Raw genomic sequence first — 13577 nt, 5'->3', positions numbered from 1 at the left:
CTGCTTCCCACGTACATACACCTTACCTGAAGGCTCGCGCAGCGAGCCAAGGAGGATATTAAAAGAGGGAGGAACGCTGTGAAAAAGGCTGCTGGCTTATTGTCGTGAGCGACAATATATGGTATCTTAGTCAAGAGCGGACGGCGGCGAGCAGCATCTTCTATTTTTTGTTAGTAGTGCGGACTGGACAGCAAACCCCTGAAGAGAACACACCCATGATAGTTCTGGCTTAAGACCATATTGCACCCTCTGTTGTGCCATGAGTGAGTGAGTGAGTGAGGGTCGCCAAAGTAATTATTCCGATTTTTTTCCTCGAAGTGCCTCTTCGAAAACCTGAGCGCGGAGCGCTAGCCACGAGAGTGGCGCTGCGCCCCCGAATGGGGGTTGGTTTTCGCATAAGAAGGATGAAGCCGTTGTGCCCACCTCCGGGCGCATAGCCATGTTTAAGGACATTTTCAATACGCATATGCACGAAAAAAGTTTAACGACGCTCGAATACCCCAAGATTCTGGCGAAGGTAGCGCAAGAGGCGGCATTTTCCGCCAGTAAAGAGTTGGTCTTAGCCCTGACGCCCACGCCAGACCTGGATGAGGCGCGGCGTCGCCTGGCATATACAACTGAAGCAATACGCTTGATCGACCTGTATCCCGATGTAGGTGTGCGGGGCGCACACGATATTCGCCCTCTCCTGGTGCGTAGCTCTCGTGAGGGTATCCTGGCGCCTTCCGACCTGGTTGAGGTTCTAGAGACGGTACGTAGCTCGCTGTATGTGGCGCGCTTGCTGGATAAGCTGGAGCCGGAGCACTATCCTCTGCTGCATATGCTGGGTTCGGATATCCCCCAGCGTCCACAGATCGTTCGTCGCATTGAGGAAACCGTGAGCGAGGAGGGCGAGGTCCTGGATACCGCCAGCCCAACCCTGCGAAAACTTCGCTTCGATATTCGCGGCGCCAGTCAGCGCCTGCAAGATCGCTTGCGATCCCTGGTGGGTGAGTATGGCAAGCACCTGCAAGAGCCGATCATCACCATGCGCAATGATCGCTATGTAATTCCGGTGCGCGCCGAGAGTCGCGGCCAGGTGCGCGGCATTGTCCATGACCAATCTTCCAGCGGTGCAACAGTCTTTGTTGAGCCTATGGTCGTGGTCGAGCTTAATAATCGTATCCGTGAGCTACAGGTTGAGGAGAGGCGCGAGATCGAGCGCATTCTACGTGTGCTCTCCGCCGAGATCGGTCACGAGGCCGAGTCGCTCACGGTCGCGGTCGAGCTGCTGGCCGAGTTTGATACCTACCTGGCAAAGTCACGCTACGCGCGTATGACGAGCGCTAGCGAGCCTATTCTCAATGCCGAGGGGCGTATCGATCTGCACAATGCGCGCCATCCCCTCCTGACCGGGAAGGTGGTGCCGACCAATTTCTACCTGGGGCGCGAGTTCCATATGGTGGTTATTACCGGTCCTAACACGGGCGGTAAAACCGTCGCTTTGAAGACCGTGGGCCTGCTGACCCTGATGGCGCAGTCTGGCATGCATATCCCGGCTGACGTGCATTCGGAGATCGCCGTCTTCGAGGATGTGCTGGCCGACATCGGCGATGAGCAGAGTATTGAGCAGAGCCTGAGTACCTTCTCCTCGCACATGAGCCGCATCATTGATATCCTGCGGCGCGTGGAGGCGGTTCAGCAACAAGACGTGCCGGACATTCATGGTCGGCTGGCGGAGACGCTGGTGAAGCGCCAGAACCACCATGTGCTGGTGCTCTTCGACGAGCTGGGCGCGGGTACCGATCCCAGCGAAGGCTCGGCCCTGGCACGGGCGATCCTCTCCTACCTGCTTGAGCGTAAGGTCTCGACGGTGGCGACCACGCACTATACCGAGCTGAAGGCCTTTGCCTACGAGCAGCCAGGCGTCGTCAACGCCTCGGTTGAGTTTAACGTGGAGACGCTCTCACCAACCTATAAGCTGAGCATCGGTCTGCCGGGCCGTAGTAACGCCCTGGCGATTGCGACGCGTTTGGGTCTGGATGAGCCGATCATTGAGAGCAGCCGCCAGTTCCTGGGCAGCTCTGGTGTGCGTATGGAGAACCTGCTTGAGGGTCTGCAAAGCGAGCGCCAGGCGGCCTCTGACGAGCGTTATCACCTGAGCATGGAGCGGGCCGAGGCCGAATACCAGCGCAAGCAATTGCAGGAGGAGCGCCATCGTCTGGAGGAGGAGCGTGTTAAGATCATCAACCAGGCACGGGCGCAGGCGCGGCGTGAACTCGATGAGGTGCAGAACAAGCTGGCGAAGATTCGCGCTACCGCTGATCGAGCCAGCGTCTCCCGCGAGCGTCTGAACCAGGCGCGGGACACCGCTCGCCACCTGGAAGACAAGGTTGCGCTGGTGCCTGAGCCAGCCCAGCCGCGTAAGGAAGATCCGGCGGTTCAGCGCCTGGATGGTCCCTTGCAGCTTGGCGATACGGTGCGTGTGCTCAGCTTTGGCCAGCTCGCCGAACTGGTTGGCCTCTCGCCCGATCATAGCTCGGCTGAGGTGCAGATGGGATCGATGCGCTTCCGCGTTGACGTGGATAACATCGAGCGTGTCAGCAAGCGCCAGGCCTCGAAGGAGCGCGAAAAGAGCGTCATTCCTAGCGCACCCAGCATTGTCATGCCGCGCTACGAGGATCGCCCGGCGGTCTCCATGCAGCTTGACATGCGCGGCTGGCGCGTCGAGGATGCTCTGGAGGAGCTGGAGACCTACCTGAACGATGCTACGATGGCGGGCCTCGCGCTTGTACGCATCCTGCATGGCAAGGGAACGGGAGCGCTACGCTCGGCGGTACGCCAGCAGCTCTCTCATCACCCCCTGGTGAAGTCATTCAATTCCGCGGCTCCCCAGGAGGGCGGCGATGGCGTCACCGTAGTCACCCTCAGCGCCTAGCTTTCGCGCCTGCGGCGCTCAAGAGTAAAGGGGTGAGGGTGAGAAACCCGGCAATGCCGGGTTTCTCACCCTCACCCCTTTACTCCGAAGGCTCGCGCAGCGAGCCGAGGCAGGGGCGATAACTAAAAATCATGTAAATCTAGTCATGAGCATGTATTTTATGCTACGCTGTGGAGAGAATTGGAGAAGGCACGATAGCTAAAACTCGAAGCGGGTCCTGGTCGTGCTACATGCGTAAAGGAACGTTCTCCACAGAACGTTTTCTCTTTTTCCCTCAGATCATTTTCAACATCATTTGTAAGAAACAAAGGAGCGTGGCTGTTTTATGAGTCGTTTCGATACATTTAGAGATTATGGTGAGCGCGGCTGGAAGGCGGGCATGGGGGAGCTGGGTGGCTTCCGCAAATTTATCTTACGCGGCAACGTGGTTGACCTGGCGGTTGGTATCGTTATCGGTGCTGCGTTTACTGGGGTCGTTCAGGAATTAGTTAATGACTTCTTACAACCATTGATTGGTATCATTCTTGCTACAGCAGGCTTTAAGCAAAACTTTAAGGATGCTTATTGGCTTCTGGCAGGCCAGAAGTTTTTCTATGGTAACTTTGTTGGAGCAGTCATTACGTTCTTGCTTACAGCACTGGTCCTCTACTTCTTTGTTGTGCGCCCGGTGACCGCTTTGCAGGATCGCTTTACACCGAAGAAGGAGCCGGAGGCCCCCACCACGCGTGAGTGCCCCTACTGCCTGAGCACCATTCCACTCAAGGCGACACGCTGCGCGTATTGCACGGCTCAACTGCCACCATCTGAAGAGCCGCAACAGGTTGCGGCGCGCTCATAGCGTTTCGCATGCCACTATAGACATCTAGTAAGGGATGTATGCTGGTGGGCTGGCGGAGCCAGCCCACCAGCATACATCCCTTTACCCCTTACCCTGCTTGCACGTATGGGTATCCTGACGCTATACTGCATATGGAAAAGAAAACAGGGACACCATAAACGAGGAACCTGGATTTTCAGTGCGTGCTGAAGAGGGGTACGTCAAGTGTATAATATTCTTGGCGGCCCCTATGTTATTGTTCATTTCTGAACGCTAGTAATGCCTCTCGAAAATCTGAGCGCGCTAGCGCTAGCCGCCCCCATTCGGGGACCACCTAAAGGTGGCACGGCAGCGAGAGCGGCGCTGTGCCACCTTTAGGTGGTTGGTTTTCGCATAAGGAGGCAGAAATTCATGGAGACAGAGGAGATCGCTCATGTCGTCAACATCTGAGCCAATACGCCTGGAAGATCGCATTCGCGACATTCAAGACTTTCCCCAGAAGGGGGTGTTATTCAAAGATATTACCCCCATGTTGCAGGATGGACCGTACTTCCGCGCGGCGATTGAGCGCCTGGCCGCGCACTATTCCGGGGCCGATATTCAGGCCGTTGTCGGTGTAGAGTCACGCGGATTTATTTTTGGCGCCCCTCTGGCGTATCTGCTCAATTGCGGTTTCGTGCCGGTGCGTAAGTTTGGTAAACTTCCGGCGGAGACCATTAACATTGAGTATGCCCTGGAGTATGGCACAAATATTGTCGAGGTGCATAAGGACGCTATCAAGCCCGGGCAGCGTGTCTTGATCGTAGACGATCTGTTGGCGACGGGCGGGACGGTAGAGGCCGCTATCGAGTTGGTTGAGAAATTAGGTGGACATATCGCGGGCGTCGCTTTCCTGGTCGAGTTGAGCTTCCTCAAGGGACGCGAGCACCTGAAAGACCACGACGTCTTCGCACTAATCAAATACTAGGTATATAAAAAGAGACTGTGCGTGATGGCTGGCCATCACGCACAGTCTCTTTTTATATACTTATTCTTCCCAGCCGTACCAGGTGGTTTTCTGGGAAAGGGGAGTTGCGCGGCGCTCCAGGCGGGGGATGGCTGGATAGCCCACGTAGAGGAAGGCCACAATATGGTCTTCGGTTTCGACCCCTAGCCAGCGTTTGACCTGGTCATTATAGGCGGCATCGCCTGTGCGCCACATGACCGCCAGTCCCAGCTCTTCTGCGACCAGCAGCATATTCTGGACCGCTGCCGCCGTGGCTTCGACATTCTCAATGTCCAGGGCCTCGTCGTTGCGGGGAAACTCTGAGACGACGGTGATTATCACTGGGGCGCGCAACGGCTTCAGGCGCTCTTTCTCTAGGCGTGCCTGCACCTGGGTCAGGGGAATATCGCCCAGGCTTGAAAGCAGGGCCTCCTGCATGACCAGTCCTAGCTCTGTACGTGCCTCGCCTGCCAGCACGATAAACTTCCAGGGCTCGGTGCGGTGGTGATTGGGTGCATGGGTCGCGGCCTCTAGAATCTCCTCAATCTGCGCGCGGGTTGGCACCTGCTCTGTCATTTTGCCAATACTGCGCCGTCTTCTTACGGTTTCAATCACGCTCATAGGCTTTACAATACTCTCTATCTCTACTCTTGTCGTTGTCATAAACCTGTCTGCTCGCTTTTGCGCTTATATACATCAGATCAAAAAGGCTATTGAGATATTATAATCCATTACGGCGCGCTTTGCTGATTGCCATGCCGTTTAATTGAGGAGCGCTTAGATGTAATGAAGTTGGGAACAAACTGTATCTTTGCAACGTCTCTAAAGACGAGGAAACTAATGGCTTTGACTTCGGATGAGGTGAAGGAGCATTGATATGGATGCAAAAAAATGGTTTGTTCCTTTCTATGGACTTATTTGGGTGGGGGTATCTCTCTGGCTCAGTGGATGTGGTAGCGTAGTAGGACAGGGAACTCCACCTGCATGGAAGCCCGGTACCCCGACAGCTAATCCTACGCGTGTGCAAATTACACTAGACCTGGTAGGGCCATCTGCGCAGACAAAGCCTGTTGTGACACTGACAAATGCACAGATGGTGCGACAACTCTACAGTACTATCTATGCCTTAGAACAGATGCCAGACAATATCGCCTGTACTGCTGAACGCGGCCCTCACTATATATTAACCTTCCTGGAAGGCGAGAGGGTAGCTGTTTCGGTGCTGGCCCAGAGAGATGGATGTCGCCCCGTCTCCATCAAGGGTGAGGCCGGGGACCGCCGAGCTTCAAACGAATTCTGGGCATTACTGGATAAGGCTATTGACGTAGCGACGCCTGCCGCGAAGCCTCAGAATGTTGCTATTCTGCATACTCTCCAGCCTGAAATGCAGGTTGAGAGCACGCAGATTGCGGATGCTGTTATTGCACAACGTCTCTACAATAACATCCTCAAACTGCAACTTTTAGCTCCGTTTCCTCAGTCTACAGGTCCAGGTTGTCAGGAGGAGACCTATCCTGAGTATCGCCTGGTCTTTCATACTGCGGAGCAGGTGATTTCTTCTCTAATCAATAAAAGCTGTGGCACTATCTCACTGGACGGCAATCATCTATCGCGCACCGGTACCTACAAACGCGATGCTCAATTTGATCAGCTTTTTGCGGAGATGTTGCGCCAGGCCACTTTCTCCCCGGCACGTCCCGATCAGCTAATGCTTCGGATCAATAGCAACACTGGAGATCAACAGAAGCAGGTTAAGGATGTAACACGGCTGTTGAAGCTCTACGACAAGGTGCTGACGCTCCCTACAACGCAGCCAGAGCCGAACTGCCCTTCAGGCGAAGACAAGGTTGCTGGTAAGGCCAGGTACACGAGCCTGAGTTTTACCCAGTGGGATCTGCCTGTTCTCAGTGTTAGTGTCTATGAGGGAAGCTGTAAGCGTATTGACCTGGGATTGACCAGCAAGGTCTTGCAGGGCGACCAAGAGTTCTGGGACTTGCTTCACCATTTAGTGTAAGCGTAGAAGCCAGGCCAGCCTGGCCCCTACAAGGATTATGGGCAGGAAGAAGGACGCGCTATTCAATATTCCACTCATTGTTGGCATAGGGCATACGCCGTAGGTTTGCGTTCAGGCGCTTGTCTTCTCGCTTCTTTTGGCGTGGCAATTGAGAGGCAGTTTCTCTTGACATTCTTGCCCCTTCTTACTATACTCGCGTATATGCAAAACACGACGCTGACGCATCAACAGAAAAGCTATTATTATTACCGGTCTGCCCTTTGGCGAGGGAGAGCGGTAGTTGTTGTGCGTTGCGCAGAAGCGTAAAGAACAGAAATCCGCATACCAGTACAAAGGGCAGAGGTTAACAACCTCTGCTTTTTTATTGTCCTTTTCCCAAATTATGTTTATGGAGCAAGAGTACAAAGGAGACCAAAAATATGTTACAGCAGGAAGCGGGGCATACCGAGCGAGAGCTACTGGCAAGCTTTGAGCGAACGAGCGAGGAGTGGTTCTCATTGGAGGAATTTCAGCGCCTCATGCGGAGTGGCCGCCAGTTACGTATTAAATATGGCGTCGATGTGACCGCCCCGTTTCTGCATCTTGGACATGCCGTCAATCTATGGATGATGCGCAAAATGCAGGACCTGGGCCACAAGGTCATCTTTCTTATAGGCGATTTTACGACGACCATCGGTGATCCAACGGGACGCAATAAACTGCGACCCATCATTCCACCTGAAGAGATTGAGGCCAACGCACAGGCGTTTATTGCGCAGGCCAGGATGGTGCTACGCTTCGACGATCAACACCTGTTAGAGATTAGGCGCAATTCGGAGTGGTATAAGGATATGCCTGTCCAGGAGTTGTTGCGCTTGCTCTCGATGATAACTCATTCGCGCCTCATTGTCCGAGACATGTTTCAGTTGCGCCTGAAGCAAGGATTGGATATACATATGCACGAGTTGCTTTACCCGGTGCTGCAGGGTTACGACTCCTTTGCCCTTGATTCCGACCTGACCATTATTGGTTCTGATCAACTGTTCAATGAGCTAATGGGGCGCTTCTATCAGGAACACCTGGGCCAGTCACCACAGGTCGTTATTACGACGAAGATTACGCCAGGCATAGATGGCAAGGCCAAGCAGAGCAAGAGCCTGGGTAATTATATTGGGCTGGGGCATAGTCCGCGTGATAAGTTTGGACGTGCGATGAAGTTGCCTGATTCCCTGATAGTTACCTACTTTGAGATCTACACTGATATTCCCATGATAGATGTAGAGGAGATCGGTCAACGCGTAGAGCAGGAGCCTATGCAATGCAAGCTACGTCTCGCCTACGAGATCGTCAAGCGCTATCATGGGAAAGAGGTGGCTGAGCAAGAATTTTTCTGGTTCCAGGAGACGTTCTCCGCCCGACAAACGCCAGAAGATATTCCTGAAATGACGCTTGAGAGAGGAATACAGACGCCTTTAGAGTTGCTCAAGCTGTTCTTCAATGGGCAGAAGAGTAACCGCGAACTGCGCCGCTTGTGTGAGCAGGGAGGAGTCTCGCGCAATGAGGAGGTGTTGCGCCAGCCCGAACAAATGCTTGAATTGTGCGATGGGGATGTTTTTCATGTGGGGAAGCGAACCTGGTTTCGCGTGCGGGTGTCAGGGAACTAACACCCGCATTGATGAGGTATAGACCTGGCGTACGGTGTTCTTTATTCAAGGTCCCACTCGTTGTTGGCCCAGTCGGCGTGGGGCATGCCGCGCTCGAGGGAGATGGCGCGGAGGCGTTGGGGATCGAAGGGCGTGCGCCGCAGGTCTACGCTCAGGTGCTTGCCTTCGATGGTAAGGATGGCGTATTCGGCCCAGGGCGGGTTGCGGATGGCGTCCAGGGGGGAGACGCGGTCCATGGCCATGCCAACGCTGCCGGGATTGAGAATGAGTTTATCGCGGTAGCGCCGCCAGAGCTGGGCGTGGGTATGTCCTCCGACCAGGATGGTGGCTGGGGTTTCGCCAAAGATAGCATCAAGCTCCGCTTCGCTAGTGATATCAAGGATGCGCTCGCGGTAGGAGCGGGGAGATCCATGATAGGCCAGGAGGATATGCTGGGGCGAGAGCGGGATCAGAGCGCTGGCCTGAAAGCTGCGAATAAAGACTTTCTGCTCCTCGCTGATCTGCTGCGCGCACCACAGGTCTATGTCCTGGCAGTACTGGCCGAAGCGGGTAGTCTGCTCCTTGATCTGTGGTGTGAGCAGCCAGTCATCGGTATTCCCCATAATGGCGGGCCAGCCCAGGGCTTTGACGCGGTCCAGGGTCTCTCCGGGTTGTGGGCCACCGGCAGCGACGTCGCCCAGGCAGAGAAAGTGATCTATCTGCTCATCCTCTAACTCTGCTATGACAGTCTCCAGGGCGGGAAGATTGCCATGAATATCTGAGAGTATGGCTAAACGCATGGCGCGCCTCCTTGCAAGCAAACTAGGGTATAGTTGTGGAAACAGGCCGCCAGCGGCGACCTGTTTCCACAACTATTTATTCTGCGCCTTTGAGGACTTTGGTGTTGCCGCTGTTGAGCAGGTTCTCCTCCAGCCCGAGGGAGGGGAGAATCTGCGCCTGGGCCTGGGTGTTGAGGGGCAGGCCCCAGAGCTTGATAAAGCCCAGGGCGGCGTTGTGGTCGAACTGGTCGCCACTATCATAGGTTGCCAGGCCGTGGTCATAGAGCGAGTGCTCGGACTTGCGTCCCACTACTGTGCAGTGCCCGCGCGAGAGCTTCATGCGCACGGTGCCGCTGACGAAGCGCTGGGTGCTCTGGACATAGGAGGCCAGGTCCTGGTGCGGGGCGCTATACCATTGCCCGTTGTAGATGAGGCGCGCATACTCGCCCGCGACAATGTCTTTAAAGCGCACCTGGTCGCGGCTGAGAGTGATGGTCTCCAGCGCCTGGTGGGCGGCGTGCAGCACCACAGCGGCGGGCGCCTCATAGATCTCGCGCGATTTGATGCCGACCAGGCGGTTCTCCACATGGTCGATGCGTCCGATGCCATAGGTCCCGGCGACCCGGTTCAGGGTCTCGACGATCTCGGCTCCCTCCTGTTCCTCGCCATTGAGCGCCACGGGAATACCGTGCTTAAAGGTAAGCTCGACATAGGTAGGAGCTTTGGCCTCCAGGGTATCGGGATCACTGGTCCAGGCGTAGACGTCGGCGGGCGGCTCGGCCCAGGGATCTTCCAGGATGCCGCACTCGATGCTGCGGCCCCAGAGGTTCTGGTCGACCGAGTAGGGACTGGCGCTGGTCACCGAGATGGGAATGTTATGCTCGGTGGCGTAGGCGATCTCATTGTCACGCGTCATGCTCCACTCGCGCACGGGAGCGATGATCTTCAGATCGGGCGCGAGGGTGTTGATGGAGACATCGAAGCGTACCTGGTCGTTGCCTTTGCCGGTGCAGCCATGTGCGACGGCGACGGCACCTTCCTGGCGCGCTACCTCTACGAGCAGGCGCGCGATCAGTGGGCGGGCCAGGGCCGTGGCGAGGGGATACTGTCCCTCGTAGATGGCCCCAGCCTGGAGGGCGGGCCAGACAAAATAGCGGATGAAGTCGTTGCGTCCATCAACGACCAGGGCCTTGACGGCGCCGATCTTGCGCGCGCGCTCGGCGATGGCGGAGAGATCGCGCTCATTGCCCACATCGATGGTCAGGGCGATCACATCCAGGTTGTATTTCTCTTTAATCCAGCGAATTGCGACGGAGGTATCCAGTCCTCCTGAGTAGGCGAGTACTACAGTTCCCATACTTATTCGATCTCCAGAATGGCGGTATGTGTTGGTCCGACGAGTGTTTGGATGGCCTGTTTGAAGGCCTGGGCACGTGTTTCCCAGCTTGTGTGTGCTTGAGCAAGGCGCTCCTGGGCCTGCCCAAGATTTAGATTTCCCGCGCCTCCCAGGTGGTTGCGGGCGTGCAGGCGTGCGACGAGCTGCTCCTGGCTCTCGACCGGGAAGGGGACCTTGCTGTCAAGCTGGGCGGTGACCTTTTTGCCCACGATGCGGTAGGCATCGCGGAAGGGCATGCCCTCGGTCACCATCTCATAGGCTTGGTCGGCGGCGAAGAGCTCAAAGGTGCAGGCCGCGAGTGCCCGCTCGGCGTCGACCTCGATATGGCTCATGACCAGCTCACAGATATCCAGGCTCTCTTGTACCAGGTCGAGGGCCGCGAAGAAGGGTCCCTTGGTCTCCTGGTAGTCCATATTGAAGCCCGAGGGGAGACCGCTCACAATGCCGAGAATTTGTTGCTGAAGCGCCAGCATGGTCTGTGTGCGCGCGCGCACCAGTTCCATCACGCCTAGATTGCGCTTCTGAGGCATAATGCTGCTCCCAGTACAGAGCTCCTGGGGAATGCGCAGGAAGCCGTACTCAACCGTTGTATAGAGAAGCACGTCCTGGGCCAGCTTGCTCAGGTCAATCATGATCTGCGAGAGCACCTGGACGACCGCGGCCTCGGTCTTGCCACGGCTATTCTGAGCGTAGATGACGTTATTCTGTACGCGTGCGAAGCCGAGCGTGTCGGCGACCAACTGGCGATCAATGGGCAGGGGAACGCCGTAGCCCGCTGCTGAACCCAGTGGCGATTGATCGTTGAGCGCGTAGACGCTAGCTAACAACTGCTCGTCGTCCAGCAGCGATTCGGCAAAAGACGCGGCCCAGAGTCCCACAGAAGAGAGCATGGCGCGCTGCATATGCGTGTAGCCAGGCAAGGGCACGTCTTGATAACGCTCCGCGAAGGCTAGCAGTGTGCTAGTGAGCGCGAAGAGCCTGGTGCTGACCTGGTGGAGCTGCTCCTTGCCGTAGAGGCGCATATCGACGAGCACCTGGTCATTACGTGAGCGGGCGGTATGGATCTTCTTGCCCGCGTCCCCGGTTCTGGCCGACAGGAAGTTCTCGATGCTGGTATGCACATCCTCGTCGGAGGGGAGAATCTGGAATTGTTTCTCGGCGTCTAGTTCTAGAACGGTGCAGAGGGCCGCGTGGAGAGTCTGGTGCTCCTGCTCGCTTAACACCCCAATCTTATGCAGCATGACGGCGTGGGCGAGCGAGCCCCAGACATCGTGGCGCACGAGGCGAGCGTCGAGGGCGCTGTTCTGCGCGGCCTCGTAACGCTCGACCTTCTCGTTCAAACTATAGCCTTTCTGCCATAGCTTTGTCACGTTTTACAATCCTTCCTGGGTAATTCCTGCCAGCTTATTGCGGCGCGCGATCAGCTCGTAAGGGAGACCGCGTAAATGCGCCGCGGGGGCGCACTCCTTCTGATTAAAGCTGGCGCTATTGATTGAACGCACATCGGGAAAGAAGAGGCCGCTGTGCGAGGAGCGCGAGACGATGTCGATATTGCCCTTGTAGAGGCTGACGACATACTCGCCGCTCACGGCCTGCTGTGTAGTATTGATAAAGGCATCGATGGCGTTCTTGAGTGGGTGGAACCATTCACCGTGGTAGACCATACTTGACCACTGGGCATCTAACTGACGCTTCAAGGGTATCTCTTCCTTGGTCAGGCAGTAAAGTTCAAGATCGCGGTGCAGCTTGAGTAGGATCTGGGCACCGGGAGCCTCGTAGATCTCACGTGACTTCAAGCCCATGATGCCGTCCTCGAACATGTCGATCTTGCCGATACCGTTCTCACCGCCCAGGACATTGAGCTTCTGAATGATCTCGTCCAGGGGGAGTGCCTCGCCATCAAGCGCGACCGGGAGGCCATGCTCCCAGGTAATCTTGAAGGTCGAAGGCTGATTAGCCGCCGTGTGAGGTGGCTTTAGCCACATCCAGATGGAGTCAGGAAGCTCGGTATCCAGGCCGATACCACCACTTGCAATGGAGCGGCACCACATTGTCTTATCATCCCCACCGGCGATCAACTCTTCGACCGGAATACCGAAGTTTTCCATTAAGAGCTGCTCTTCGCCGCGTGTCAGGTCGAAGTCACGCACAGGGACAAAGGTGGGGAGGCCGGGCGCGAAGAGGCTAAAGACATTGTGCATGCGGTACTGGTCGTTCCCCTTCCCGCTAGAACCCTCCATAAGGGCGTCGCAGCCCAATTCGAGCGCCTTCTGGGCAACTTTCTTTGCGATGAGCTGGCGGGTCATTGAGGTTGAGATGGGATAGCCATTGTAGTCTGAGTTGGCCTGAATGGCTTTGGTAAGCCATTGTGTGGTAAACTCCTCGCGGGCGTCAAGCACGATAGGTGTGATGCCCAGCATCTCGGCGCGTTGGATGCCCATGTTAAGCTCTTCTTCACCCTGGCCCACATCTACGCTGATGGCGTAGAGCTTGCTGGCATGATACTTGGCCTCAGCCAGCTTGACACAGAGTGTCGAGTCCAGGCCGCCCGAAAAGGCGAGGGCAATGGTGTTTCCCTGGGGAACGTCAACTGAGTTGACTTTGTGGAGGGCCAGGGCAAGCGCGTCCTGGCTGCTGGTGGTTGTAGCCTGGGTCAGATGTGTCTGATTGTTGGTTACCATCGTGTGTACTCCTTCAAACTGAGAAACTTTTCTGGAAGGAGCGGAGATGATCCCGAAGACCCTGACGACCCTTATAAAAGCTTCGCCAGCTTCGCCCCTTCCGTCACATTTGAAGAAGGGACGAGAGCGTCAGGAAAAACTCCTGTACACACCCGTGGTGCCACCCTATTTGTCTTTCCTTCGATCTGGTAACGAGCAACGATGGAGAAATCTCGATACCCTACGACGCTGTAGCGAAGTCACGAAAGACCACTTTTCTGGTTATGTGCTGCGTGGTAACCGTCCACTCAACCTACTTACCCTTCATATCTCTCCGGGGAGGGATGCAAGTGATTTTCTTCGGTCGACCGCTCACGAAGGCGTTCG

The 13577-nt window shown here is 56.0% G+C and carries 10 protein-coding genes; 5 read left to right on the top strand and 5 right to left on the bottom strand.

Going from position 1 to position 13577, the window contains the following annotated elements; genetic code table 11:
* The first annotated feature begins 466 nt into the window (after window positions 1-466).
* From KRAC_RS12045 to KRAC_RS12035, 3 genes are all read left to right on the top strand, one after another.
* Complete coding sequence (locus tag KRAC_RS12045) at window positions 467-2917, top strand: endonuclease MutS2 (protein ID WP_007907258.1); 2451 nt, start codon at window positions 467-469, stop codon at window positions 2915-2917.
* A 325-nt stretch (window positions 2918-3242) separates the two neighbouring features.
* Window positions 3243-3755, top strand: a complete 513-nt coding sequence (gene mscL, locus KRAC_RS12040; protein WP_007907256.1) for a large conductance mechanosensitive channel protein MscL — start codon at window positions 3243-3245, stop codon at window positions 3753-3755.
* Between the two features lie 412 nt (window positions 3756-4167).
* Window positions 4168-4701 carry an adenine phosphoribosyltransferase gene (locus tag KRAC_RS12035; protein WP_007907254.1) on the top strand — a complete coding sequence of 178 codons (534 nt, stop codon included), beginning with the start codon at window positions 4168-4170 and terminating at the stop codon, window positions 4699-4701.
* A gap of 60 nt (window positions 4702-4761) precedes the next feature.
* Here KRAC_RS12035 and KRAC_RS12030 read toward each other — a convergent pair whose 3' ends face one another.
* Window positions 4762-5382 carry a nitroreductase family protein gene (locus tag KRAC_RS12030; RefSeq protein ID WP_007907252.1) on the bottom strand — a complete coding sequence of 207 codons (621 nt, stop codon included), beginning with the start codon at window positions 5380-5382 and terminating at the stop codon, window positions 4762-4764.
* Between the two features lie 214 nt (window positions 5383-5596).
* Here KRAC_RS12030 and KRAC_RS12025 point away from each other — a divergent pair, with 214 nt between their 5' ends.
* Both KRAC_RS12025 and tyrS read left to right on the top strand, forming a co-directional pair.
* A complete protein-coding gene (locus KRAC_RS12025; protein WP_007907250.1) occupies window positions 5597-6733 on the top strand; it encodes a hypothetical protein in 1137 nt (378 codons plus the stop codon).
* Window positions 6734-7152: 419 nt separating this feature from the next.
* Window positions 7153-8376, top strand: coding sequence for a tyrosine--tRNA ligase (tyrS, locus tag KRAC_RS12020; protein ID WP_007907248.1), 1224 nt, complete (start codon window positions 7153-7155; stop codon window positions 8374-8376).
* A gap of 41 nt (window positions 8377-8417) precedes the next feature.
* Here the strand turns inward: tyrS and KRAC_RS12015 are convergent, their stop codons facing one another.
* The 4 genes from KRAC_RS12015 to argG all read right to left on the bottom strand — a co-directional run bounded on the left by KRAC_RS12015 (window position 8418) and on the right by argG (window position 13211).
* A complete protein-coding gene (locus tag KRAC_RS12015; RefSeq protein ID WP_007907247.1) occupies window positions 8418-9155 on the bottom strand; it encodes a metallophosphoesterase family protein in 738 nt (245 codons plus the stop codon).
* Window positions 9156-9231: 76 nt separating this feature from the next.
* On the bottom strand, window positions 9232-10491 hold the full coding sequence (locus KRAC_RS12010) for an argininosuccinate synthase (protein ID WP_007907246.1): 1260 nt from the start codon (window positions 10489-10491) through the stop codon (window positions 9232-9234).
* 2 nt (window positions 10492-10493) lie between these two features.
* On the bottom strand, window positions 10494-11900 hold the full coding sequence (gene argH, locus KRAC_RS12005; protein WP_007907245.1) for an argininosuccinate lyase: 1407 nt from the start codon (window positions 11898-11900) through the stop codon (window positions 10494-10496).
* Between the two features lie 3 nt (window positions 11901-11903).
* On the bottom strand, window positions 11904-13211 hold the full coding sequence (gene argG, locus KRAC_RS12000; protein ID WP_007907244.1) for an argininosuccinate synthase: 1308 nt from the start codon (window positions 13209-13211) through the stop codon (window positions 11904-11906).
* Between the last annotated feature and the right edge of the window lie 366 nt (window positions 13212-13577).

Origin of the sequence: Ktedonobacter racemifer DSM 44963 (genome assembly GCF_000178855.1) — a bacterium.
Classification (GTDB): domain Bacteria; phylum Chloroflexota; class Ktedonobacteria; order Ktedonobacterales; family Ktedonobacteraceae; genus Ktedonobacter; species Ktedonobacter racemifer.
This window is presented reverse-complemented; position numbering and strand designations above follow the sequence as displayed.